The organism is Thauera terpenica 58Eu (assembly GCF_000443165.1).
Classification (GTDB): Bacteria; Pseudomonadota; Gammaproteobacteria; order Burkholderiales; family Rhodocyclaceae; genus Thauera; species Thauera terpenica.
On record NZ_ATJV01000125.1, the window covers coordinates 1 to 23518 of the forward strand.

The window sequence follows — 23518 nt, forward strand, 5'->3', positions numbered from 1 at the left end:
ATCGCCGTCGGTCTGGACGAAGCGGGCGTGCCGCTGATCGAGGTCACCCACGGCGACGGCCTCGGTGGCAGCTCGGTGAACTACGGTTTCCCGGCCCACAGCGACGAGGAATACCTCGGCGCGGTGATCCCGCTCATGAAGCAGGCCAAGGTCTCGGCGCTGCTGCTACCGGGCATCGGCACCGTCGAGCACCTGAAGATGGCGCATGAGCTGGGGGTATCGACGATTCGCGTCGCCACCCACTGCACCGAAGCCGACGTCTCCGAGCAACACATCGGCTATGCGCGCAAGCTGGGCATGGACACCGTCGGCTTTCTGATGATGGCGCACATGAACAGCCCCGCAGGCCTGGTGCAGCAAGCCAGGCTGATGGAAAGCTATGGCGCCAACTGCATCTACGTCACCGACTCGGCCGGCCACCTGCTGCCCGACTCGGTCAAGTCGCGCCTGTCCGCCGTGCGCGACGCCCTCAAGCCCGAGACCGAGCTCGGCTTCCACGGTCACCACAACCTCGCCATGGGCGTGGCCAACAGCCTCGCCGCGCTCGAAGTGGGCGCCACCCGCATCGACGCTGCGGCCGCCGGTCTGGGCGCGGGCGCGGGCAACACGCCGCTGGAAGTGTTCATCGCGGTGTGCGACCTGATGGGCATCGACACCGGGGTGGATGTGTTCAAGATCCAGGACGTGGCCGAAGACCTGGTGGTGCCGATCATGGACTTCCCGATCCGCATCGACCGCGACGCACTGACCCTGGGCTATGCCGGCGTGTATGGCTCCTTCCTGCTGTTTGCCAAGCGCGCCGAGAAGAAGTACGGCGTGCCGGCACGCGAGATTCTGGTCGAGATGGGCCGGCGCGGCATGGTCGGCGGTCAGGAAGACATGATCGAGGATACGGCGCTCAATCTGGCCAAAGCCAAAGGGATTGCGGCATGAAACTGTCAGGTGTGTAGTGCTGTGACATCCAGCAGCGCTGAACGCGACTATTCACCCCCACACCCTTATGGGAGAAAACAATGCCGTTTGCGCAGATTCATATTCTTGAAGGTCGTACCGAAGAGCAGAAACGCGCGGTGATCGAAAAGGTCACCCAGGCGTTGATCGAGGCCCTGGATGCGCCGCAACAAGCGGTCCGCGTGCTGATCAGCGAAGTGCCGAAAACCAACTGGGGCATTGGCGGGGTGTCGGCGAAAGACCTTGGACGCTGACCGAGCGCTGAAGAAAATCAAATTCTTGCCGCGGGCCCCGCAGAGGGCGCCGGCCTTGACGCAGCAAACCTACACCACAGCAGCATCACCATTGAGGAGAGAAGGACATGAAGATCAGAAGGATTGTTGCGGCGCTGGGCCTGGGCCTGGTCATGTGTGCGGGTGCTCAGGCCAAGGACGGGGGCGATCAATACCCGAACGGCGCAGAAACCTGGCTAGGAGGGGCAGTCCCGCCCCCGGGAAACTACTTCATCAACTACTTCGGCTATTACGGTGGCGAGCTCCGCGATGGCAACGGCAACAAGGCCGCCTCGGGGGAGGTCGATGCCTGGTTCAACGCCTTCCGCTTCGTGCAGACGACCGAGCACAAGATCATGGGTGGCAACTGGGGCTGGCATGTGATCGTCCCCTTGGTGCACCAGAAGGTTGATCTGTTTGGCTCGAAGTCGGCGGATGGCCTCGGCGACATCACGATCAACCCATTCATCGTGTCCTGGCATGCCAAGAACTGGCACTGGGCAGTCGGTCTTGACGTCAACCTGCCGACCGGGCGCTACAAGGAAGGCGATGCGCGTCAGAGCATCGGCGCCAACTACTGGAGCTTCGAACCCTTGTTCGGGGTCAGCTACATGGGTGACACCGGCTGGGAGCTTTCGTCCAAGCTGATGTACAACATCAAGACCAAGAACAAGGACTACGCCGGCCCTGCTGGAGTGGGCAGCTACGCTTCGGGCGACGAGTTCCACCTGGATTACCTGGTCGGCAAGCGCATCGGTCCGTGGGGCGTGGGCCTGTCGGGCTATTACCTGAAGCAGACCACGGACGACAAGATCAACGGCCAGACTGTTGCCGCACTCGGCGGTTTCTGGTCCGAAGGGCGCCGCGGACAGGTCTTTGCCATCGGGCCGACGGTGAGCTACACCACGCCGTCAGGGGTTCATCTTACCGCCCAGTGGAATCACGAGACCCAGGTCGAGAACCGCTTTGAAGGCGACAAGTTCATTCTGAAACTGATCATGCCTCTGTAAGCCTCCAGGGCTGGAAGCTCATCAATTGACCGACAACATCCCGGCATGCCTCATACGCCGGCCGGGTTTGTCGAAATAATCTAAAAATCTCGAGTTTATTGTGCTATAAATATTGCCGAGCTTGTAGCCGCAAGCTCAGCTACAGGTGGAGCTGCCGCAAGCAGTTGAGCGGCCTGGACAGTGCGGCCTGCGTGCAGCGCCGAGCGTGCTCCCACATCGTTCCGGTGTGCGCGTTCGGTCGTAAAGGATCCAAACGGAGATGAACCGGATTCACACACGTGATTCGGATAGATGAAGGGGCACGCACATGTCATCGGGCAAGAACACGGTCAACGCATTCACACAGGAAGAGGGTGACATCCATCTGGGCGGTATCGATGCCATCGTCCGCCTCACGCTCGATCAGGTGCGTACCGATGCGCGTCGCGGGCTGACCACCGGGATGTTCGTGTCCGGCTATCGTGGCTCGCCAGTCGGCATGCTGGATGCGGCGCTCATCAAGCAGCAAAAGCTGTTGTTGCAGCATCACATCCATTTCGTCGATGGCGTGAACGAGGACCTTGCGGCCACCGCAGTGTGGGGCACACAGATGTTGCATACCGTCGGCAAGCAGAAGTTCGATGGTGTCACCGGCATGTGGTACGGCAAGGCGCCGGGTGTGGATCGCTCGGGGGACGCGCTCAAGCACGCCAACTACACTGGCATCGGCAAGAACGGTGGCGTGCTGGCGATTGCGGGTGATGACCCGAGTTGCAAGAGTTCGTCGCTGTGCTCGCAGTCCGAGCCGATGCTCTATCACGTCGGCATTCCCTCGCTGTATCCGGGCAACGTCCAGGAAATCCTCGACTTCGGCCTGCACGGCTACCAGATGTCGCGCCTTGCCGGCCTGTGGGCGGGGATGAAGATCGTCACCAATGTTGCTGATGGCAGTGGCACGGCCTGTGTCTCGCCTGAACGGCTCAATTTCATTACCCCCGACCTCAGCTTTGATGGCGAGATCTTCACGCCCACCATGAACATGGGCATGAACGTACGTGCCGAGGCGCTGCAGATGGAGCAGTCGCTCTACACCCGCCGCCTGGAAGTGGCCAAGCGCTACGCACGTGCCAATAATCTGAACAACGTCGTCTTTTCCAATCCGGACGCCTGGATCGGCATCATCACCGCGGGCAAGACCTACAACGATCTCAACCAGGCCTTCCTCGAGATGGGTCTGGACGACGCCGCCTTGCGCCACTACGGCATCCGTATCCTGAAGATGGGCATGCTGTTCCCGATGGAGCCGACCATCGTGCGCGAATTCGCACAAGGTCTGGAAGAGATCTTCGTCATCGAGGAAAAGCGTCCCTTCCTCGAGATGTTCGCCAAGCAGGTGCTGTACGGCATGAGCAATGCGCCGCGCATTGTCGGCAAGTTCGACGAAGAGGAAAGGGAACTCCTGCCGCACTACGGCGAGCTCGAGTCCGACATCATCGTGCGCGCACTGCTCAAGCGTCTGTCGCGCAAGACACGTATCGAATCGGCCGAGAACTGGCTCAAGCGCCTGGACGAGATCCATTCGCGCAACAAGCTGCCGACCGCGGTACGCACCGCCTGGTACTGCTCGGGCTGTCCGCACAATACGTCCACCACCGCGCTTGATGACAGCATCGTGTCAGCGGGTATTGGCTGCCACACGATGGCCATGTGGATGGGGCGCAATGTGGTGATGGGCACGCACATGGGTGCCGAGGGCACGCAGTGGATCGGCATGGCGCCCTTTACCGAAGCCCAGCACATCTTCCAGAACATGGGCGACGGTACCTATGCGCACTCGGGCAGCCTGGCGATCCGCTATGCTGCATCGACCGGAGTCAACATCACCTTCAAGCTGTTGCGCAACGCCCACACCTCGATGACGGGTGGTCAGGCCATCCAGGGCGAAGTGCCGGTGGTCAATATGGTCGCCGAGCTGCTCGCCAATGGCGTCAACAAGGTCATCGTCACCACCGACGACCCGTCGCGCTTCAATGCCGTGCAGCTGCCTGGTGGCACCGAAGTCTGGCACCGCGACCGTCTGGATGAGGCACAGCGTGTGCTGGCCGCGATCGCGGGTACCACCGTGTTGCTGCACGATCAGGAATGCGCCGCTGAGCTGCGCCGCGCGCGCAGCCGTGGCAAGGCCGATGAGCCGGCTGAGGTCATCGTCATCAACGAGCGTGTGTGCGAAGGCTGCGGCGATTGCGGCGAGAAGTCGAACTGCATGAGCGTCGAGCCGGTGCACACCGAGTTCGGACGCAAGACGCGCATCCATCAGTCGTCGTGCAACAAGGACTACAGCTGCGTGAAGGGCTTTTGCCCGTCTTTCCTCACCATCACACCGCACCCCGCGCCTGCCACCGATGGCGCGCCCCGGAAGAAAAAGGGCCGTATCCCGGCGCTCGAGCGCGCGCTGCCCGCGCCAGTCAAGAAGGTCGATGACAGCCTGGGCTTCGGCATTCACGTCATGGGTATTGGCGGTACCGGTTCGGTCACCGTGGTGGCAACGCTGGCCAAGGCCGCGCGTCTCGAAGGCAAGCACGTCATCGGTCTCGACCAGACCGGTCTGGCGCAAAAGGGCGGAGCGGTGATCTCCGACATCAAGATCACCCACGCGCCGTTCAAGGGCTCGAACAAGATTTCGGACGGCCGCGCCGATCTGTACCTTGGCTTCGACATCCTCAACGCGACCGATCCGAAAAACCTCGACAAGTGCAACCCGGAGCGCACCATCGCCGTGGTGTCGACCACGGAGACGCCGACCGGGCAGATGGTTGCCAACCGCAAGGTGCTGTTCCCGGCGAGCGGTGGTCTCACTGCAGGCATCGACCGCGTAACGCGCAAGTCGGACAACGTCTTTCTCGACGGCCAGGCGCTGGCCGAGGGTCTGTTCGGTGATGCGATGGCGACCAACAATTTCATGGTCGGCGTGGCATTCCAGGCCGGCACGATTCCCCTTCAAGCCGAATCGATCGAAGCCGCCATCCGCGAGTCCGGGGTAGCGGTGGACATGAGTCTGGCGGCGTTCCGCTGGGGCCGCATGGCGGTGATCGATCGTGGCTTCGTGGACGCCGAAATCGTACGGCAGCACGCGAGCGGCGCTGTGCTCACGCTGCACAGGGCGCCGCAACTGTCAGCGGTCGCACGCAACATCGTCGATTCGATCGGGGCTGATGCCGAGGTCAGGCGCCTGGTCGAAGTGCGGGTGCCCGAGCTCATCGCCTTCCAGGACGAAGCCTATGCGCGGCGCTACGCAGACGCGATCAAGCGCGTCGTCGCCACCGAGCAGCGCGTCTTCCCAGGTAGCGCGTTGTCAGAGGCGGCTGCGCGCTACCTGTACAAGCTGATGGCCTTCAAGGATGAGTACGAGGTCGCTCGCCTGCACACCGACCCGGCCTTCATCGCCGAGCTCGATGCGCAGTTCCCGCACGGCTATTCGGTCAAGTACAACCTCGCACCTCCGCTGCTGGCGAAGACCGATCCGGCCACCGGCCATCTGCAGAAGAAGCAGTACGGCGAGTGGATGTTCAAGGCGTTCAAGCGTATGGCTGGCCTCAAGCGCTTCCGTGGCTCTGCGCTCGACGTGTTTGGCAAGACCGCTGAGCGACGCATGGAGCGCCAGCTGATCGAGGACTACCTCCAGTTGCTCGAGCAGATCATCGCCCAGCTCAGTCCGGTCAATCATGGCGCTGCCGTCGCCCTGGCCAGCGTGCCTGACGAAATTCGCGGCTATGGTCACGTCAAGGAAAAGAGCCTGGCCGTCGCGCGCGAACTGCAGGCAACCCGTCTGCGGGCCTTCCTCGCGCCGCAGCAAGAGAGACAGGTGGCCTGAGATGACGATGGTTGCGACCAAGACTTTCTTTGCGGTAACGATTGCCGACACTGGCGAGGTGTTCCGTTGCCGCGCGGACGAGACGCTGCTGTCCGGCATGGAGCGCCTTGGCAAGCGCGGCATTCCGGTGGGCTGCCGGGGCGGTGGCTGCGGCGTGTGCAAGGTCCAGCTCGAGGCGGGTGAGTGCAGCAAGCGTGTGATGAGCCGCGACCACGTCAGCGCCGAGGAAGAGGCCAACGGCATCGTCCTCGCGTGTCGGGTGAAACCCTTGTCGGACATCCGCCTGCGGGTGCTGGGAAAGATGAAGATCAAGGTCTGCGCCTGAGCCCGGGTGCAGATCAGCAATCCGTTTCAGCAAGCGCGCAAGCTCAACGGGCGCCTCTTCGAGGCCGTCGTCCGAGTGCGTGCTGCGTGAACCTGCACAGCCAGTTCGTGGCCTTTTCGGTCCGCGAGCTGAGACTGCCAATCAACATTTAAGCGCTCCTCGGAGCTGGGGGAAGTAACCATGCTTGCAGACAAGATCCTCAATTTCATCGACGGCGAATTCGTTGCCACCGACAAGTGGTTCGATAACCGCACGCCGATCTCCAACGCCGTCATCGGCCAGGTCGCCGAGGCTGGCAAGGCCGAAGTGGATGCGGCTGTTGGCGCCGCCCGGGCCGCACTGAAGGGACCCTGGGGGACGATGACGCTGGCACGCCGCGTCGAGCTGCTTGAGGCCCTGGTGGCCGAGATCAACAACCGCTTCGACGAATTCCTCGAGGCCGAATGTGCCGACACCGGCAAGCCGAAGAGCCTCGCCTCGCACATCGACATTCCGCGCGGCGCAGCAAACTTCAAGATCTTTGCCGACATGGTGAAGAACGTGCCCAGCGAGTTCTTCGAGATGGCTACGCCTGACGGCAGCTCCTGCATCAATTACGGCTATCGCGGCCCGGTGGGCGTGATCGGCGTGATCTGCCCGTGGAATCTGCCGCTGCTGCTGATGACGTGGAAGGTCGGTCCGGCGCTGGCTTGTGGCAACACGGTGGTGGTCAAGCCCTCGGAAGAGACGCCGCGAACCGCTGCGCTGCTCGGTGAAGTCATGAACAAGGTCGGCATCCCTAAGGGGGTGTACAACGTGGTGCATGGCTTCGGCGCGAACTCGGCAGGTGAGTTCCTGACCTCACACCCGGGTGTTGATGCGATCACCTTCACCGGTGAAACCCGCACCGGCGAGATCATCATGAAGGCGGCGGCCAACGGCTCGCGCCCGGTCTCGCTCGAGATGGGCGGCAAGAACGCCGCGATCGTGTTCGCCGACTGCGACTTCGATGCTGCGATCGAGGGCACGCTGCGTTCGGCTTTCGCCAACTGCGGCCAGGTCTGTCTGGGTACCGAACGGGTGTATGTCGAGCGTCCGATTTTCGACAAGTTCGTGGCGGCGATGAAGGCCGGTGCCGAGGCGATGAAGGTGGGTGTGCCCGACGACCCCGCCACCAGCATGGGACCGCTGATCAGCAAGGAGCACCAGAACAAGGTGCTGTCCTACTACCGCCTCGCGGTGGAAGAGGGCGCGACGGTCGTGAGCGGCGGTGGTGTGCCTGAGATGGCGGGCGAGCTGAGCGAGGGCTGCTGGGTGCAGCCGACGATCTGGACGGGGCTGCCCGAGAGCGCACGCGTCATCAAGGAGGAGATCTTCGGCCCCTGCTGCCATATCGCCCCCTTCGACACGGTCGAGGAAGTGCTGGAGAAAGCCAACGACAACCAGTACGGCCTGGCCACCGCGATCTGGACCACCAACGTGTCGCGTGCCCACCGTGTGGCGCAAAAGATGGAAGTGGGCATTGCCTGGGTCAATAGCTGGTTCCTGCGTGACCTGCGCACGCCTTTTGGTGGCTCCAAGCAGTCGGGCATCGGCCGTGAGGGCGGTGTGCACTCGCTTGAGTTCTATACCGAACTCAAAAACATCTGCATCAAGCTGTGAGGGGCGCAAACATGGACCAGAAAATCATCGAAGCCCTGGGCGACAGGCTGTTCGACGCGCTGAGCAGCCGTACCCCGATTGCACCGCTGACGGCGACGCATCCGGAGATGACGATCGAGGACGCTTATCACGTCCAGCAGCGCATGATCGCGCGTCGCCTGGAGCAGGGCGACCGCGTCATCGGCAAGAAAATCGGTGTCACCAGCACGGCGGTGATGAACATGCTGGGTGTGCATCAGCCCGACTTCGGCTATCTGCTCGACAGCATGGTGTACAACGAAGGCGAGTCGGTCGAGATGGACGCGCTGATTCAGCCCAAGGCTGAAGGTGAGATCGCCTTCCTGCTGAAGAAGGATCTGCAGGGGCCCGGTGTCACCGCAGCCGATGTGCTCGCCGCCACCGAAGGCGTGATGGCCTGCTTCGAGATCGTCGATTCGCGCATTCAGGACTGGAAGATCCGCATCCAGGACACCGTGGCCGACAACGCCTCGTGTGGCGTATTCGTGCTCGGCGACCAACTGGTCGATATCGCCAACCTGGACCTGGCGCTGGCCGGCATGGTGCTGGAGAAGAACGGCGAGATCGTCGTCACCGGCGCCGGTGCCGCGACCATGGCCCATCCGGTCAATGCGATGGTGTGGCTCGCCAACACGCTCGGTGCGCTGGGCATCGCGCTCAAGGCGGGCGACATCGTGCTCTCGGGCGCGATGGGCGCGATGGTGCCGGTGGTCAAGGGCGACAACCTGCGCATGACCATCGGCGGCATCGGCGGCTGCTCGGTGCGCTTCATCTGATCCCCATAACCTCTGACAGGAAACACCCCCATGAAGCTCAATCAGAAGACGATCGAACAACTCGCCGAACTCCTCGAGAACGCCGAACTGCAAGCGCATGAAGTGGTGAAGATCACCGACGCCCATCCCGACATGGACTGGGATGATGCCTACGCGATCCAGGCTGAGATCCTGCGTCGCAAGCTGGCGCGTGGCAATCGTGTGGTCGGTCTGAAGGCCGGCCTGACCTCACGCGGCAAGATGAAGCAGATGGGCGTCGACACGCCGGTATTCGGCTGGCTGGTCGACTACTTCAGCGTGCCCGACGGCGGCGAAATCAAGACCAGTGAGCTGATCCACCCCAAGGTCGAGCCCGAGATCGTGTTCGTCACCAAGCGTGCGCTCAAGGGCCCGGGCTGCCACATCGCTGCCGTGCTGGCGGCGACCGACTTCGTCATGCCCGGCATTGAAATCATCGACTCGCGCTACAAGGATTTCAAGTTCGACCTCAAGAGCGTGATCGCCGACAACTGCTCGTCGACGCGCTTCGTACTCGGCGGTCAGCTGACGCCGGTGACGGGGCTGGACCTGCGCACCCTGGGCGTGGTGCTGGAGAAGAATGGTGAGGCGGTGGCCATCGGTGCCGGTGCCGCCGTGCTCGGCCACCCGGCGGCGGCGATCGCAGCGCTGGCGAACCACCTCGGCGCACGTGGCGAGGAGATTCCGGCCGGCACCATGATCCTGTCCGGCGGTGTGACCGAGGCCGTCGCGGTGAGCGCGGGCGACAACGTGACGCTGCGTATCCAGTCACTTGGCAGCGTGAGCACCCGCTTCATCTGAGTGCTGGACGCAGGCCCTCGTCAGCTCCATCTCCCGTTGCTGCCTCAGGGCCTTGGAATGCGCTCGACGCCGGCTTTGCCGGCAAGCAACAGGAGGTCCGCGCCGCGCCGGGCAAACAGACCATTGGTGACGACGCCGACGATCTGATTGATGCGCGTCTCGGTGTCGACCGGGTCGCTGATCGTCAGGCCATGCACGTCCAGGATCAGGTTGCCGTTATCGGTGACGAAGCCCGCGCGCAGGCGAGGCTCGCCACCGAGGCGGGCGAGTTCGCGGGTGACGTGGCTGCGCGCCATCGGGATGACCTCGACCGGCAGCGGAAAGTGGCCCAGGGTGGGCACGCGCTTGCTGGCGTCGCAGATGCAGATGAAGCGCTCGGACACCGCGGCCACGATCTTCTCGCGCGTGAGCGCGCCACCGCCGCCCTTGATCATCGCGAAGCTGCCATCGATCTCGTCGGCCCCGTCGACGTAGACCGGGATGCGGTCGATGTCGTTGAGATCGAACACGGGTATGCCGAGTGCCGCGAGACGCTTTGAGCTCGCCTCCGAACTGGACACCGCGCCGCGGATGCGCGCACGCACGCTGGCGAGGCCGTCGATGAAATGGTTGACCGTTGAGCCGGTACCGACGCCTACGATGCTGCCGTCTTCGATGTAGTCGAGCGCGGCGAGCGCGGCCGCTTTCTTGAGTTCGTCCTGAGTCATGGGTGCATCCTGGTCTTCAGACCAGGCCGTTGAAGGGTTGAATGAAGACCATGTCGCCCGGTTGCACCGCAGTGCAGTCTTCGGGCAGCACGACGAAACAGTCCGCGTCGGACATCGAGCGCAGCACGCCCGAGCCCTGTGCGCCGGCCATCGCCACCGTGAGCTCGGCACCATCACGCTGCAGGCGCCCGCGCAGGTATTCGACGTGGCCGGGGCGCTTGCGCAGGACGAAGTCGGCACGGACTGCGAAGTGCTCGGCCGGTGGCAGGGGGTTGACGCCCAGGAGCTTGAGCAGTGCGTCCTGCACGAACTGGTAGAAGCTCACCAGCACCGCGACCGGATTGCCGGGCAGGCCGAACAGCACGGCATCGCCGATGCGACCGAAGGCCATCGGCCGGCCGGGCTTGATGGCCAGCTTCCAGAAGGACACCTCACCCATGCGCGCCATCATCTCGCGAATGAAGTCGGCCTCGCCGACCGACACGCCGCCGCTGGTGATGATGACGTCCGCCGCCTGCGCGGCATCGCGCAACGCGGCCTCGAGCGCCGCGGCCTCATCCGGGATGACGCCCATGTCGAGCAGCTCGCAACCCAGGCGCGAGAGCGCGCCGAACAGGGTGTAGCGGTTGCTGTCGTACACCTTGCCTGGGGCGAGGGGCAGGCCGATGGAGGTGATCTCGTCGCCGGTAGAGAAGAAGGCGACGCGCAGTGGCCGGTGCACCACCACTTCGGCAATGCCGAGGGAGGCAATCAGGCCCAGCTCGGCCGGGCCGCAACGCGTCCCGGCGGCGAGCGCAATGCTGCCGGCGGCAAGGTCTTCGCCAGCACGGCGCAGATTCTGACCTTTCTTCAATCCTGCAGGAACACGCACCTGCTCGCCTTCGCGGCGGGTGAGCTCCTGCATGACGATGGTGTCAGCGCCCTCGGGGACGGGCGCGCCGGTCATGATGCGGACCGCCTCGCCAGCGCCCACGGTGTGCGCGAAGGGGTGGCCGGCGAAGGCGGTGCCGACCAGCGCCAGCGCGGTCTCAGCGTCGCTGGCCAGATCCGCTGCGCGCACGGCGTAGCCGTCCATGGCCGAGTTGTCGTAGGCCGGCACGTTGCAGGGGGCGATCACGTCGCGGGCCAGCACGCGATCGAGTGCAGCGCGCACCGCCACGCACTCCCAGCCCTCGATGGGTGACAGGGTGTCGAGGATCAGGCTGCGCGCGGCGCCAACGCTCAGCAGCGCGCGCTCCGCGTCGCCGCCTGGGGAGGACTGAGTCATCTGTGAGAGTCCAGGGAAATACGACCCGTCCGGGTCGTGACGAAGGGCATTTTCCCACATCGGGGCCGATGTTGTGGCGCTGCCGCAATGCCCTTGTTCCCTCGGCATTTGCTAGACTTCGCGCCCATGCATGCCTGTGTCCATGAGGCGGCCCTCGCCGCCCTGATGATCTGCGATCCGTCACGGAAGTGTGCGGCGACAACTGCGCTGCGCGAACACTGGTTGGCTGGAGGGCTGGATCGGGTGACGGCGGCCGATATCGATGCACCCTTGCGTGCGCCTGGCCGTCCCACGCGGCCACAGCTGGTCGCGCCGGCGCAACTCGCCGGGCGCAAGACCGCTCATCGTGAAGGTCATGCTGCGCTGCTGCATGCGATCGCGCATATCGAGTTCAACGCGATCAACCTCGCGCTCGACTGCGTGTACCGTTTCCGCTCGCAGGCGCGGGCTTTTCACGATGACTGGATCAAGGTGGCGGCGGAGGAGGCCTATCACTTCGATCTGGTGTGCGAGCGCCTCGCCGCGCTGGGATTCGCTTACGGTGATTTTCCCGCGCACGATGGGCTGTGGGACATGGCATGCCGCACTGCGCACGACTTGCTGGCGCGCATGGCGCTGGTGCCGCGCGTGCTGGAGGCGCGTGGGCTGGACGCCACGCCACCGATCATGAACAAGCTGCGCGCGGCGGGCGATCAGGCCAGCGTCGCGGTGCTGGAGATCATCCTGCGTGACGAGATCGGCCATGTGGCCATCGGTGATCGCTGGTTTCGTGCGCAGTGCGCGGTGCGCGGGCTCGAGCCGGAAGCCACCTATGTGCAGCTGATCGACGATTTTCGCGCACCGCGTCCGCAGCCGCCGCTGCATATTGAAGCGCGACTGGCGGCGGGCTTCAGCGCTGCCGAACTGGAGCACTTGTCACGTCCGCGCCAGCGCCGCGAATGAAAAAGGGGGTGGAATGCTCCACCCCCTCGGGTCTCAGCGCTCGCAGCGAAAACCGCAACGCTCAGCGCAGGCCGGCGGCGTAGTCTGAAACCGCATTCATCTCGGCGTCGGTCATCTTCAACGCGATCATGCGCATCATGCGGTTCGGGTCGTTCGCCCGTCCGCCGTCACGGAAGGCCTTGAGTTGGGCTGCGCTGTAGTCGGCAAACTGGCCGGACAGGCGCGGATATTGCGCCGGCAGGCCGGCGCCTGCCGGGCCGTGACAGGACGCACAGGCTGGCACGCCCTTGGAGGCGATGCCGCCACGCCATATCTTCTGGCCGAGTTCCATGGTCTCGAGGTTCTTCGAGGTCTCGGGCTGGAGTTCGAAGGAGGCGAAATACTTGGCCAGTCCCTTCATGTCCTCGTCTTCGAGGCCAGCAACCATGGCGCCCATGATCGCGTTCTCACGAACCGGTGCTGCGCCATTCCAGCCCTTGAATTCGCGCATCTGTTTGTAGAGGTAGTCCTCGTGCTGCCCGGCAAGCTTCGGGTTTTCCGGTAGCAGGCTATTGCCATCTGCGCTGTGACAGGCGACGCAAACCGATTCGGCAGTCTGTTTTGCCTTGGCGAGGTCCGGGGCCTGGTCCTGGGCCAACAGGCCTCCGGAGACAAGCAGCAGGGACGAGAGCAGCAGGGAACGCTTGATCATGATGTCCTCGGAAAGCCGTGAGTGATTGTTTCAAACGCGGTATTCTATAACAGGAATCCCGCGTTGCGCGATGCGGCGTGGGCTTTGTAGCGCATTCAGCCGGCCTTTTGTCCTTCTTTTCATGCCCATTTTCCGCAACGCACAATTCGAGATATCGATCGCCAAGCCGTCCGGCTTGCCGCCCCCGTCTGGCGCGGAGATCGCCTTCGCGGGTCGGTCCAACGCCGGAAAATCGAGCGCGATCAACACGCTGGCAGGTCATGTTCGCCTGGCTTATGTTTCCAAGACCCCCGGCCGCACCCAGCTGATCAATTTTTTCCGCCTCAACAGCGGCGCCTTGCTGGTTGACCTCCCCGGTTACGGCTATGCCGCAGTACCGGAAAAGGTGAGGCGTGATTGGCAGGGCCTGATCGAGCATTACCTCAAGCACAGGGAAAGCCTGGCGGGGCTGGTGCTCATCATGGATTCGCGCCACCCACTCACGCCTCTGGACCGCACGATGATCGACTGGTTCGTGCCCTCGGGGCGGCCCATGCATGTGCTGCTGACCAAGAGCGACAAGTTGTCACGCGGCGCGGCCACGGCCACCTTGCAGGATGTGCGGCGTCAGTTGGCCCCGCTTGGGCCTCAGGTGACGGTGCAGCTCTTCTCCAGCCTGAAAAAGACCGGCGTGGAAGAAGCCGAGCACGTCATCGCCGGCTGGCTCGGTCTGGGCCCGGTGGCGCAGGCGCAGGAAGTCCCGCTCCCGCCCCTTGGTCACGATACATCCGACGCAAAATAAAAGCCCCCGACCAGGGGGCGGTCGGGGGCGAAAGTCCTCACCGGCGTGAGGCGCCCGCTCAGGGAGGTGAAGCGGGAGATGAGGTAACGCAAGCGCGCGCCCTCGTCTGCACGCTGAGATGAGGTGCTGCGCCTGAAAGTTCCGCACGCGATGCGTTACCACATGTGTCCGTGAATGCCGGGCACAGGCGTTTGGAAACCTGTTTTGAAACCCCTATCCTGAAATCTGATATGAGAGATCAAGAAATGCGTCCAACCGGAGTCTTTCCATCCACCCGCCTGCGCCGCATGCGCCGTGATGAATTTTCCCGTCGCCTGATGCGCGAGAACGTACTGAGCGTGAATGATCTGATCTATCCGGTGTTCGTGCTCGATGGCGAGCAGCGCACCGAGTCGGTGGCGTCGATGCCGGGGGTCGAGCGCGTGTCGATCGACCGCTTGCTGAAGATTGCCGAAGACGCGCTGAGCCTGGGCGTGCCTGCGCTGGCCTTGTTTCCGGTGATCGATGTCGCCGGCAAGAGCGATGGCGCGGAGGAGGCCTGGAACCCGCAGGGGCTGGTGCCGCGCGCCGTGCAGGCCTTGAAGGCGCGCTTTCCCGAGTTGGGGGTGATCACCGATGTGGCGCTTGATCCTTACACCAGCCATGGTCAGGACGGTCTGATCGACCCCCGCGACCCGAGAGGCTACGTCATGAACGACGAGACGCTCGAGGCCCTGGCCAGGCAGGCGCTGTGTCATGCGCAGGCGGGTGCCGACGTGGTGGCGCCATCGGACATGATGGATGGACGTATCGGCCGCATCCGCACCCAGCTCGATCGGGCCGGCCTCATCCATACGCGCATCCTCGCCTATTCGGCCAAATATGCCTCGAGCTTTTACGGGCCCTTCCGCGACGCCGTGGGCTCGGCCGGGAATCTGGGCTCGGGCAACAAGTACACCTATCAGATGGACCCGGCCAACAGCGACGAAGCCTTGCGCGAAGTGGCGATGGACATCGCCGAAGGCGCTGACATGTTCATGGTCAAGCCCGGCATGCCTTACCTGGACATCGTGCGCCGTGTGAAGCGCGAGCTCGAGGTGCCAACCTACGTCTATCAGGTCAGTGGTGAGTACGCGATGCTCAAGGCGGCCGCGCTCAATGGCTGGCTGGACGAGAAGGCGTGCGCAATGGAGGCCTTGCTGTCCTTCAAGCGCGCCGGTGCTGACGGCATCCTGACCTATTACGCGCTTGATGCGGCGCGCTGGATGAAAACGGACGCATGAGCCTGACGCGCCTGGGCGCACCGTCCTCGGCCGTATGTTTGCGGGCGCTGCGCAGCGATGACATCGACACCGTGCTGAGCATTCAGCGTGAGGCCTATGCCGATGGCTATCAGGAGTCGGCTGAGGTGCTCGGCCGCAAGCTCAGCCTTGCGCCCGGAGCGTGCTGGCTTGCCGAGCGTGAGGGGCGTGGCCTCGCCTACATCATCGCCCACCCCTGGTCCGACAACGCCCCACCGCTGCATGCCGCGATCGAGCGCTTGCCGGCGGGTGCGGAATTCGGCTTTGTGCACGACCTCGCGGTGAGCGCGCGCGCGCGTGGCGCCGGAGTGGGGGCGGGCTTGTTCGCCAAGGTGCAGACCTGGGCGCAGCATTGCGGCTTGCGCGGCCTGCGGCTGGTAGCGCTGGCCGATGCGCGCGCCTATTGGTGTGGCCTGGGCTTCGTCGCCACGCCCACGCCGCTGCCCGCGGCGTATGGTGCGGGCGCGGTTTTCATGCGGCGCAACTGAGGATCAGCCTGTCAGGCGTCCGACCTGGCGCCTGAGGTCGAGAATCGATGCCAGCTTCACGTCCACATACGCTGGCGTGCGCAGGTTGCGGCCGACCAGCACGGTGCGCATGCCGAGGCGTTTTGCGGTGCGCAGGTTCACCGCCGAGTCTTCCAGCATGATGCAGCGCGCCGGGTTGAGACGACGTGACGAGAGCAGCTTGCGATAGCCGCGGATACCCGGCTTGGGGTGGTAATCGAGGTCTTCGATGCCGATCACGTCGTCGAACAGCGCGTGTATTCCCATGACGTCGAGCACGGCCAGGGCGTAATGGCGCGGGGCATTGGAGAACACGAAGCGGCGCCCGGGCAGCTTGCGCAGCATGCCGTGCAGGGCGCGCTCGAACACCATCATCTCGTGCAGGCGCTCGAAACGATGGGTTTCGGCGAGGAAGTGCTGGGGGTCGGTGCCGTGGTGGCGCATGAGGCCTAGCAAGGTGGCGCCGTAGCGATGCCAGTACTGCATGCGCAGCGTGTTGGCCGCTTCTGGAGAGAGCGCGAGGTGCTTTTCCAGATAGCTGCCCATGCTGCGGTGGATGTGCGGAAAGATGTGCGGGCTGGCGTTGTGCAGGGTGTTGTCCAGATCGAACAGCCAGACGGGATGAGCGTGCATCAATGAGGTCCTTGCCGGCAGCCGTGCTCAGCGCGCGGGCGGGCGGGGCTGGAAGTGGACGATGCTGCGGCCATCATCCAGGGTTTTGGGAGCGGGTTTCCAGGCGTGGCCCTGGATGATCTCGAAGGTGGCAGGAAGCCGGCCATCCCGACGCAGGCTTTCGTAGCTTGCGCGTGCCCTGGCCCACCCCTGGCGTCCGGCAAGTCCGCGCGCACGCGTGCTGGCTGCGTTGTTGGCGCCGGTGGCGCGCAGGTCAAGCAGCAGTCCGTCCAGCTCAGTGTAGGTCAGGGTCAGCATCTCCATGTCCATCACCGGGTCGGCAAAGCCGGCCTTGACCAGGGCATCGCCCACATCGTGCATGTCGATGAAGCGATGCACACGTTCGCCTGCGTCGGTGGGCAGTGCAGCGCGCAATTCGCGCAGCGAATCGGGGCCGAGGGTGGAGAACATCAGCAGCCCGCCGACTTCCAGTGTGCGGTGAATTTCCTGCAGCACCGGGAGCGGGTCGTCCACGGCGGGCAGCATCAGGTTGGACCACACCAGACCGAGGCTGCCGCGGGCAAAGGGCAGGGCGCGGGCATCGGCCACTACGTGCGGCAGCGGCGCGGGGCCACGACCCAGCATGCGCCGCAGCAGGCCTGGCGCGGACGCTGCGCCACGCTGGCGTGCGCCCGCGCGCGCCAGCATGGCAGGCGCGAAGTCGGCAGCGAGCAAGCAGGCCTGTGGAAAGCGTTGCGCGAGCCGGGGCAGATCGGCGCCGGTGCCGCAGCCAAGATCGAGCACGCGTCGCGGCTCACAGCGGATGTAGTCGAGACGCTCGTCCATGCGCTGTGCGACCTCGCGTGCCAGCACATCGGCGCCATCGCTGGTCGCAGCCGCGCGCGCGAAGCGGCGACGCAGCAAGGCGCGATCAAGGCTGAACTCTTTGTTCATGGGCGCTGCGGTCATGAGCTTGCCTCGGCAGCCAGGGCCGCCACGATGGCGCTCAGGGCACGCTGCGCAGCGCGCTGACGGGCACCCCCGATGGCGGGCGTGAGCGCCCGCGCGCGGCCGCTTGGCCGCGGCGCAGGGCTGGCGTCGATTGATGCCATTGTTATTTCCGGCGGCACGCGCTGTAATGACTGGGTGTGCATGTTCTGCCATTGCCTGAAACCTTGTCAAACCTTGCCCGAAACTCGTGCCGGCTATTTGCCCGCATGCTCGACGTCCTGATGCCGCAGGATTGTCTGGTCTGTGGTGAGCTGGCTGCCGAGCACGCACTGTGCGCGCCCTGCCTGGCCGAATTGCCGCGCCGTCCGCTGGCGGCCTGTGCTGTGTGCGCCTTGCCCAGCCTGAATGGCGGGCCTTGCGGGCAGTGTCTGCGTCAGCCACCTGCCTACGACGCCACCCGTGCCGTGTTCGACTATGCGTTTCCGGTCGATCAGCTCGTCCAGTCACTCAAGTACGGGTGTCAGCTGACGGTGGCCCGCTTCTTCGCGCGCGAAGTGTGTGCGCTTGCCGAGTCACTCCGGGTCGAGGTCGATCTGATCGTGCCGATGCCACTCCATGCGCGCCGCCTGGCAGAGCGGGGCTTCAACCAGGCAGTGGAAATCGCGCGCGTGTTGAGCCACTCAAACCGCGTGTCGATGGAGCTGGCAGGGGTGCGCAAGGTGCGTGATACGCCGGCCCAGGCCTCGCTCGGGCGCGAAGATCGCATCGTGAATCAGCACGGGGCACTTGCCTGTGATCTGGCGTTGGAGGGGCGACATGTGCTGGTGGTCGATGACGTGATGACCACCGGCGCCAGCCTGAACGAGCTGGCGCGTTGTCTGAAGCGTCAGGGGGCGAGTCGGGTCACCAATCTGGTGGTGGCGCGCACGCCCACTCCCGCCTGAGCTACAGTGCCGGCTTCGCGCCCAAGGCGCTCCTCGGTAATTCTGTTTCGATGTTCGAGATCGTTCTCTACCAGCCCGAAATTCCCCCCAACACCGGCAACATCATTCGTCTTGCGGCCAACACCGGTAGCGCCCTGCACCTGATCGAGCCGCTGGGCTTCGATCTGACGGACAAGCATCTGGCCCGCGCGGGGCTGGACTATCACGACCTGACCCGGGTCACCGTGCATCCGAGCTGGGAGCAATGTTGCGCGGCGCTGCAGGGCCGGCGCTTTTTTGCGCTCACCACGCGCGCATCGCGCCGCCACGATGATGTCGAATACCGCAGCGGCGACGTATTCGTGTTCGGACCCGAGAGTCGCGGTCTGCCCGCGCAGGTGCTGGAGTGCTTCGCGCCCGATGCCCGCATCCGTATCCCGATGCAGCCGACCAACCGCAGCCTGAATCTGTCCAACGCGGTGGCGGTCGTGGTGTACGAAGCCTGGCGGCAGCAGGGCTTTGCCGGTGCGTTGTGATGCAGCGCTGAAGCGGCGGGCCTGGAGTGGCGGCGGGGGCGTGGCGCTTATTCGTGGCGGGGGTCGCGCGCCAGGAGTCTTTCTACCGCGGCGCGTGCGTCCAGACCCTGATGCAATAGCGCGTCCACTGCTTCGCAGATGGGCATCTCGGCTGCGCTGCGCTGGGCAAGCCTGACCACTTCGCGTGCGGTCGATACGCCTTCGGCGACATGACCGAGCGTGCGCAAGATGTCGTCCAGCGTGCTGCCCCTGGCCAGTTCCAGGCCTACGCGACGATTGCGTGAGAGGTCGCCGGTGCAGGTCAGGATCAGGTCACCCATGCCGGCCAGGCCCATCAGGGTCTCGCCGCGCCCGCCGAGAGCGACGGCAAGACGGGCGATTTCCGCCAGTCCACGGGTGATCAGCGCGGCGCGGGCGTTGAGGCCAAAGCCCATGCCGTCGGATACGCCGGCGGCGATGGCGATGACGTTCTTGATTGCGCCGCCGATTTCACAGCCGATCAGGTCGGTGTTGGCGTAGATGCGTAGGTGCGGCTGATGCAGGGTGGCCACCCAGTGGCGGGCGAAGCCTTCATCCTCCGCAGCGAGCGTGATCGCCGTGGGCTGGCCGCGTGCGACCTCGACGGCGAAGCTGGGGCCGGTGAGCACGCCGCTGGCCGAGCTCGGGCCCAGCTCTTCGGCGATGATCTCATGCGGCAGGCGGCCGCTGCCCGCCTCCAGTCCCTTGCACGCCCACAGCAAGGGGGTGGCGGGCTGCACACGGTGCAGTTGGCGTACGGTGTCGCGCAGGCCGCCGAGCGGGGTGACGACCAGGTGCAGGTCGGCGGTTTGCGCTGCGCGCGTGAAGTCGCTCTCCACGCGCAGGCTTTCGCGCAGACGGACGCCGGGCAGGTAGCGCTGGTTTTCGCGCGTGTGTGCGATCGTGTCCAGATGCGCGCGGTCGCGACCCCACAGGCAGACCTCGTGGGTGGCGCTGAAGGCTTGTGCCAGCGCCGTTCCCCACGCGCCCGCGCCGAACACCGCGATACGTCGCGGCCTGGGGGTGTGCATCACAGGCCCCAGACGTCGCTGGCGCGGATGTAGCCCTCGAGTCCGTCCGCGTGGCGCACCCTGGCCCAGCCGAGCGTGGGCGCCTCGATCAGTTCGACGACGACGTTACGCGCGGCTTCGAAGCTCAGTGGGGCATCGTCACGCGCTTCACGCCTGATTGCCGCGCGCTCGGCGGTGACCAGCAGGGTGCGGCGTTTGGCCAGCACGCGGCGTTCGATCCAGCTCAGTGAGCCGCTCGGTTCGCGCACCTTGATCCACTGATCCAGCGTCACCACGATCTCGACCGGTGTGCCCGGGCGCAGGATGAAAAGACGTCTGCCTTCTGTCGACGGCGCGTCATAGACGATGGCCGCTTCGGTCAGCGAGCGAAATTCGATCGCCTGTGCCGCACCTGCCGTCAGGCCGCTGAATGCGAGCAATGTCGTGGCGAGACTGGGCAGGAGCTTGCGGCGCAGGAGGGGCATGACAGCAGGCCTTGTCACTGGATAGGAACGTCGCCCGCTTCTTGTTGCACCGCCTGCTGGCGCTGCGACTGATACAGGGTTTCGAAGTTGACCGGCGACAGCAGCACGGGCTGGAAGCCGGCGCGGGTCACTGCGTCGGACACCGCTTCGCGCGCATAGGGGAAGAGGATGTTCGGGCAGCCGATCATCATCACCGGCTCGAGGTCGGCCTCGGGCACGTTACGGATCTGGAAAATGCCGCCTTGTGCGACCTCGACCAGGAACAGCGTGCGGTCTTCACCGATCGAGGCGGATACGGTGACGGTCAGGACGACCTCATACACACCTTCATCGATGTTCTGTGCTTCGGTGCGCAGTTGCACGTTGACTTGCGGGGCTTCGCGTTCGAGGAAGATCTGCGGGGCGCCGGGGACTTCGAGCGACAGATCCTTGACGTACAGCTTTTCGATCGAGAAGACGGGTTGCGCGTTTTCAGACATGGGGTGTGATCCGGTAGAAATGGAAGGGGGGTGAGGCTTCAGGAAGCAGTGCCGCACAGCAAGGGTTCGAGCTTGCCGGCACGGTCGAGGGCGAAAAGCTCGTCGCAACCGCCGACATGGTAGTCGCCAATGAAGATCTGCGGAACCGTACGCCGCCCCGAAACCTTGATCATGAGCGCGCGCTGCTCGGGGGCGAGATCGGTGCGGATCTTTTCAAGGTCGACGACACCGCGTTCGCGCAGCAGTTGCTCGGCACGGATGCAGTAGGGGCAGGACGCGGTGGCGTACATGCGGACAGGAGGTTTGCTGCTCATTTTTTCTTGCGGCTGATCGGTTGACCGGCCTTTTCCCACTCCATCATGCCGCCGCGCAGGTTGTAGACCTTGTCAAAGCCCGCCTTGCGCAGCTGCGCGCCTGCTGATTCCGAGCGCCCGCCGCTGGCGCAGCAAAGAATCAGCGGCTGCCCCTTCCATTTTTCCATTTCGGCGCTGCGGCGCGCGAATTCGCTGAGCGGGATGTGGCGGGCATTGGGAATGTGGCCCTTGGCGTAATCGCCCTGTTCGCGTACGTCGAGGATGATGGCGTCCTCGCGATTGATCAGCAGGGTGGCCTGGACCGGCGACAGTTGGCTGGTGTCGCCACGGCTGCGGATCAGCTCGACGCTGAGCCAGCCGCCGCTTGCCACGGCCAGTGCGGCCCAATACCAGTTATGTTGCAGAAATTCCACGGAAAGGGGTGCTCCGGTTGGGGGTGGGGATTGAATCAGTCTTCTTCGCGGTCGATGCCACAGAACAGCTCGCGCATCAACACGATGAGCTGCAGGGTGCGACGGTCACCGACGCGGTAGTAGACGCGGTTTGCATCCTTGCGTGTTTGCAGGACCTCCTTGTCACGCAGGATCGCGAGATGCTGGGAGATGTTGCTCTGCGAGGTGCCGACGGCTTCGACGATGTCCTGCACGCACAGCTCGCTCTCGCCCAGCACGCACAGGATCTTGAGGCGCAGCGGATGGGCGATCGCCTTGAGGGCGCGCGCGGCCGTCTCGATATGCTCATTCTTGTCGATCAGGGAGAAGTTGTCGTCTTGGTTCACGGCCGGGCCGATGGAGATAAAGCAGTAGTATAAAATAAGGTGTTGTAGTCTTGTTTGATCGATGCCGGATTGATCGCCCGCTGCGGCGTATTGACGGCTCTCTGCCCTTGCGCCGGGCGCTTGCTGATCGCAGCGGGCGCCGTGGCCTTCATCATTCCTCGCAATCTCACTCGGAATCATCGCTTCATGAGCTTCGCTGGTCGTCGCTACCTGGCAGCCCTCGTCCTTGGCTGTGTGCTGGCGTCGGGCGCAGTCACTGATCCGGCTCACGCGCAGGCGGGTGACGACATTGTCGACAAGCGCTCCGACCTCGATGAGCTGAAGCAGCGTATTCGTGAGTTGCAAAAGGAGATGTCACGGACAGAGGCTGATCGCTCCGATGCGGAGAAGGTACTTGCCGCGTCCGAGCGCGAAGTGTCGCGGGTGCGGCGGCGCGTGATGCAGTTGCAGCGCGAGCGCGCCGAGGCCGAGGCGCAACTGGCCGGGCTGGAGCGCGAGCAGCGTGAGGCGCAGGCGGGGATTGCATCGCGCCGCGATGAGCTGGCGCAGTGGCTGCGTCGGCACTACGTCCATGGCGCCTCCGATGGCGTCGCGCCGCTGCTGTCGGCACGCGACCCGAACCAGATCGCACGCGATGTCTACTACCTTGAGCAGCTCGGTCGTGCGCGCCTGAGCCTGATCGAGGGCATGCGCGCCGCGCTGCGTGAAACCGAACAACGTACGCAGGAAATTGCGCGCCGGCGTGATCGCGTGGCTGCGCTGGAGGCCGATCAGAGCGCTCAGCGTGCGCAACTCGAGCTGAGCCTGGTGCAGCGCAAGGACGCGGTGGCTGCGCTGTCGCAGCGCCTGAAAACGCAGAAGCGCGAGGTGACGACGCTGCGTGACGATGAGCAGCGTCTGGCGCGCGTGATCGAGACGCTGGTGCAGCGGGCGCGGGCGGCGGCAGCGCGCGAGGCTGCGCGTCTGCTGGCGGCGCAGCGTGCGGCAGAGCTGCGCGCAGCCGAAGAGCGGGCCGCGGCTGCGCAGGCACAGGCCCGGATCCAGGCGCAGGAAAGCGGTGTTGCGGTCGCGCCTGAACGCAGTCCCGAGCGTACCCCCGCGCGTCGTGCCGAGCCGGTGGTGGGTGAGGCGCGCAGCAGTGCGGGCGCGACGCCGACCGGCGTGCGCTTTGCCCAGTTGCGGGGGCAGCTGCGTTTTCCGGTGCGTGGCGAACTCGTGGGGCGTTTTGGTGCTCCAAGGGCGGAAGGTGGCACGACCTGGAAAGGTGTCTTCATCCGCGCAGGGGGGGGAGCAGATGTGAAAGCGGTCGCAAGCGGCGAAATCGTCTATTCGGACTGGTTGCGCGGCTATGGCAACCTGATCATCGTCGACCATGGTGGCGACTATCTTTCGGTGTATGGCAACAACGACGCATTGCTCAAGGAAGTAGGCGATTCGGTCTCCGGTGGCGATGCAATTGCCAGTGTGGGCAGTAGCGGAGGGGGCGGGGAATCAGGTTTATACTTCGAGCTCCGTCATCAGGGTCGCCCTCTCGACCCGATGCAATGGGTGCGACTCAACTAGACAATCCGGCGTG

28 protein-coding genes are annotated in these 23518 nt (G+C 64.6%); 15 read left to right on the forward strand and 13 right to left on the reverse strand.

Annotated elements, in window-relative coordinates:
- The 8 genes from dmpG to dmpH form a co-directional block, all read left to right on the forward strand.
- Positions 1-933, forward strand: a 933-nt coding sequence (gene dmpG / locus M622_RS38540) for a 4-hydroxy-2-oxovalerate aldolase (RefSeq protein WP_021251082.1), incomplete at its 5' end; no start/stop codon positions are given.
- Positions 934-1013: 80 nt separating this feature from the next.
- Positions 1014-1205, forward strand: coding sequence for a 4-oxalocrotonate tautomerase (locus M622_RS38545; RefSeq protein WP_021251083.1), 192 nt, complete (start codon positions 1014-1016; stop codon positions 1203-1205).
- Positions 1206-1312: 107 nt separating this feature from the next.
- Entirely contained in the window at positions 1313-2233 is a 921-nt protein-coding gene (locus M622_RS38550; RefSeq protein ID WP_021251084.1) for a SphA family protein, read from the forward strand.
- A 307-nt stretch (positions 2234-2540) separates the two neighbouring features.
- Entirely contained in the window at positions 2541-6083 is a 3543-nt protein-coding gene (locus M622_RS38555) for an indolepyruvate ferredoxin oxidoreductase family protein (RefSeq protein WP_021251085.1), read from the forward strand.
- A gap of 1 nt (position 6084) precedes the next feature.
- A complete protein-coding gene (locus M622_RS38560; RefSeq protein ID WP_031347620.1) occupies positions 6085-6408 on the forward strand; it encodes a 2Fe-2S iron-sulfur cluster-binding protein in 324 nt (107 codons plus the stop codon).
- 180 nt (positions 6409-6588) lie between these two features.
- On the forward strand, positions 6589-8049 hold the full coding sequence (locus tag M622_RS38565; protein WP_021251087.1) for a 2-hydroxymuconic semialdehyde dehydrogenase: 1461 nt from the start codon (positions 6589-6591) through the stop codon (positions 8047-8049).
- Positions 8050-8060: 11 nt separating this feature from the next.
- On the forward strand, positions 8061-8843 hold the full coding sequence (gene dmpE / locus M622_RS38570) for a 2-oxopent-4-enoate hydratase (protein ID WP_021251088.1): 783 nt from the start codon (positions 8061-8063) through the stop codon (positions 8841-8843).
- A gap of 30 nt (positions 8844-8873) precedes the next feature.
- Complete coding sequence (gene dmpH, locus M622_RS38575; RefSeq protein ID WP_021251089.1) at positions 8874-9662, forward strand: 2-oxo-3-hexenedioate decarboxylase; 789 nt, start codon at positions 8874-8876, stop codon at positions 9660-9662.
- 44 nt (positions 9663-9706) lie between these two features.
- Here dmpH and rpiA read toward each other — a convergent pair whose 3' ends face one another.
- Together rpiA and moeA are read right to left on the reverse strand one after the other, a co-directional pair.
- The gene (rpiA, locus tag M622_RS38580; RefSeq protein ID WP_021251090.1) at positions 9707-10369 is read right to left on the reverse strand and encodes a ribose-5-phosphate isomerase RpiA; all 663 of its coding nucleotides are present in this window, start codon (positions 10367-10369) and stop codon (positions 9707-9709) included.
- Between the two features lie 16 nt (positions 10370-10385).
- A complete protein-coding gene (moeA, locus tag M622_RS38585; RefSeq protein ID WP_021251091.1) occupies positions 10386-11636 on the reverse strand; it encodes a molybdopterin molybdotransferase MoeA in 1251 nt (416 codons plus the stop codon).
- Between the two features lie 126 nt (positions 11637-11762).
- On the opposite strand from moeA, the gene M622_RS38590 reads away from it, so the two are divergent.
- Positions 11763-12578: a ferritin-like domain-containing protein gene (locus M622_RS38590; RefSeq protein ID WP_031347621.1), complete on the forward strand. Its 816-nt coding sequence runs from the start codon at positions 11763-11765 to the stop codon at positions 12576-12578.
- 61 nt (positions 12579-12639) lie between these two features.
- Here M622_RS38590 and M622_RS38595 read toward each other — a convergent pair whose 3' ends face one another.
- Positions 12640-13269 carry a c-type cytochrome gene (locus tag M622_RS38595; RefSeq protein WP_021251093.1) on the reverse strand — a complete coding sequence of 210 codons (630 nt, stop codon included), beginning with the start codon at positions 13267-13269 and terminating at the stop codon, positions 12640-12642.
- Between the two features lie 121 nt (positions 13270-13390).
- On the opposite strand from M622_RS38595, the gene yihA reads away from it, so the two are divergent.
- The 3 genes from yihA to M622_RS38610 all read left to right on the forward strand — a co-directional run bounded on the left by yihA (position 13391) and on the right by M622_RS38610 (position 15818).
- Positions 13391-14050, forward strand: a complete 660-nt coding sequence (gene yihA / locus M622_RS38600) for a ribosome biogenesis GTP-binding protein YihA/YsxC (RefSeq protein WP_021251094.1) — start codon at positions 13391-13393, stop codon at positions 14048-14050.
- 245 nt (positions 14051-14295) lie between these two features.
- Entirely contained in the window at positions 14296-15312 is a 1017-nt protein-coding gene (gene hemB / locus M622_RS38605; RefSeq protein WP_031347624.1) for a porphobilinogen synthase, read from the forward strand.
- Positions 15309-15818 carry a GNAT family N-acetyltransferase gene (locus M622_RS38610; RefSeq protein ID WP_021251096.1) on the forward strand — a complete coding sequence of 170 codons (510 nt, stop codon included), beginning with the start codon at positions 15309-15311 and terminating at the stop codon, positions 15816-15818. Before hemB ends, M622_RS38610 begins: the two co-directional genes overlap by 4 nt.
- 3 nt (positions 15819-15821) lie before the next feature.
- Here M622_RS38610 and M622_RS38615 read toward each other — a convergent pair whose 3' ends face one another.
- The 3 genes from M622_RS38615 to M622_RS40255 are packed head-to-tail and all read right to left on the reverse strand — an operon-like array spanning position 15822 to position 17560.
- A complete protein-coding gene (locus M622_RS38615; protein WP_021251097.1) occupies positions 15822-16469 on the reverse strand; it encodes a pyrimidine 5'-nucleotidase in 648 nt (215 codons plus the stop codon).
- Between the two features lie 27 nt (positions 16470-16496).
- The gene (locus M622_RS38620; protein WP_021251098.1) at positions 16497-17402 is read right to left on the reverse strand and encodes a methyltransferase domain-containing protein; all 906 of its coding nucleotides are present in this window, start codon (positions 17400-17402) and stop codon (positions 16497-16499) included.
- Positions 17403-17413: 11 nt separating this feature from the next.
- Positions 17414-17560 carry a hypothetical protein gene (locus tag M622_RS40255; RefSeq protein WP_021251099.1) on the reverse strand — a complete coding sequence of 49 codons (147 nt, stop codon included), beginning with the start codon at positions 17558-17560 and terminating at the stop codon, positions 17414-17416.
- 105 nt (positions 17561-17665) lie between these two features.
- Here M622_RS40255 and M622_RS38625 point away from each other — a divergent pair, with 105 nt between their 5' ends.
- Together M622_RS38625 and M622_RS38630 are read left to right on the forward strand one after the other, a co-directional pair.
- Positions 17666-18343 (forward strand): ComF family protein, encoded by a 678-nt coding sequence (locus M622_RS38625; RefSeq protein WP_021251100.1) that lies wholly within the window; start codon positions 17666-17668, stop codon positions 18341-18343.
- A 50-nt stretch (positions 18344-18393) separates the two neighbouring features.
- Positions 18394-18858: a tRNA (cytidine(34)-2'-O)-methyltransferase gene (locus M622_RS38630; RefSeq protein WP_021251101.1), complete on the forward strand. Its 465-nt coding sequence runs from the start codon at positions 18394-18396 to the stop codon at positions 18856-18858.
- A gap of 47 nt (positions 18859-18905) precedes the next feature.
- On the opposite strand, the gene M622_RS38635 is transcribed toward M622_RS38630, so the two are convergent.
- From M622_RS38635 to M622_RS40260, 7 genes are read right to left on the reverse strand one after another with little or no spacing between them, the layout of a single operon-like run.
- Positions 18906-19907 carry an NAD(P)H-dependent glycerol-3-phosphate dehydrogenase gene (locus tag M622_RS38635; RefSeq protein WP_021251102.1) on the reverse strand — a complete coding sequence of 334 codons (1002 nt, stop codon included), beginning with the start codon at positions 19905-19907 and terminating at the stop codon, positions 18906-18908.
- Positions 19907-20371 carry an SH3 domain-containing protein gene (locus tag M622_RS38640; protein ID WP_021251103.1) on the reverse strand — a complete coding sequence of 155 codons (465 nt, stop codon included), beginning with the start codon at positions 20369-20371 and terminating at the stop codon, positions 19907-19909. The genes M622_RS38635 and M622_RS38640 overlap by 1 nt, the downstream gene beginning before the upstream one ends.
- A gap of 14 nt (positions 20372-20385) precedes the next feature.
- Positions 20386-20850, reverse strand: coding sequence for a protein-export chaperone SecB (gene secB, locus M622_RS38645; protein ID WP_021251104.1), 465 nt, complete (start codon positions 20848-20850; stop codon positions 20386-20388).
- Between the two features lie 38 nt (positions 20851-20888).
- The gene (gene grxC, locus M622_RS38650; RefSeq protein ID WP_031347628.1) at positions 20889-21164 is read right to left on the reverse strand and encodes a glutaredoxin 3; all 276 of its coding nucleotides are present in this window, start codon (positions 21162-21164) and stop codon (positions 20889-20891) included.
- Complete coding sequence (locus tag M622_RS38655; RefSeq protein WP_021251106.1) at positions 21161-21577, reverse strand: rhodanese-like domain-containing protein; 417 nt, start codon at positions 21575-21577, stop codon at positions 21161-21163. The genes grxC and M622_RS38655 overlap by 4 nt, the downstream gene beginning before the upstream one ends.
- Positions 21578-21612: 35 nt before the next feature.
- On the reverse strand, positions 21613-21942 hold the full coding sequence (locus M622_RS38660; protein WP_021251107.1) for an ArsR/SmtB family transcription factor: 330 nt from the start codon (positions 21940-21942) through the stop codon (positions 21613-21615).
- Entirely contained in the window at positions 21939-22097 is a 159-nt protein-coding gene (locus M622_RS40260; protein WP_157282160.1) for a hypothetical protein, read from the reverse strand. The genes M622_RS38660 and M622_RS40260 overlap by 4 nt, the downstream gene beginning before the upstream one ends.
- Positions 22098-22128: 31 nt before the next feature.
- Between M622_RS40260 and M622_RS38665 the strand changes: the two genes are divergently transcribed.
- Positions 22129-23505, forward strand: a complete 1377-nt coding sequence (locus tag M622_RS38665) for a murein hydrolase activator EnvC family protein (protein ID WP_031347629.1) — start codon at positions 22129-22131, stop codon at positions 23503-23505.
- Positions 23506-23518 lie beyond the last annotated feature (13 nt).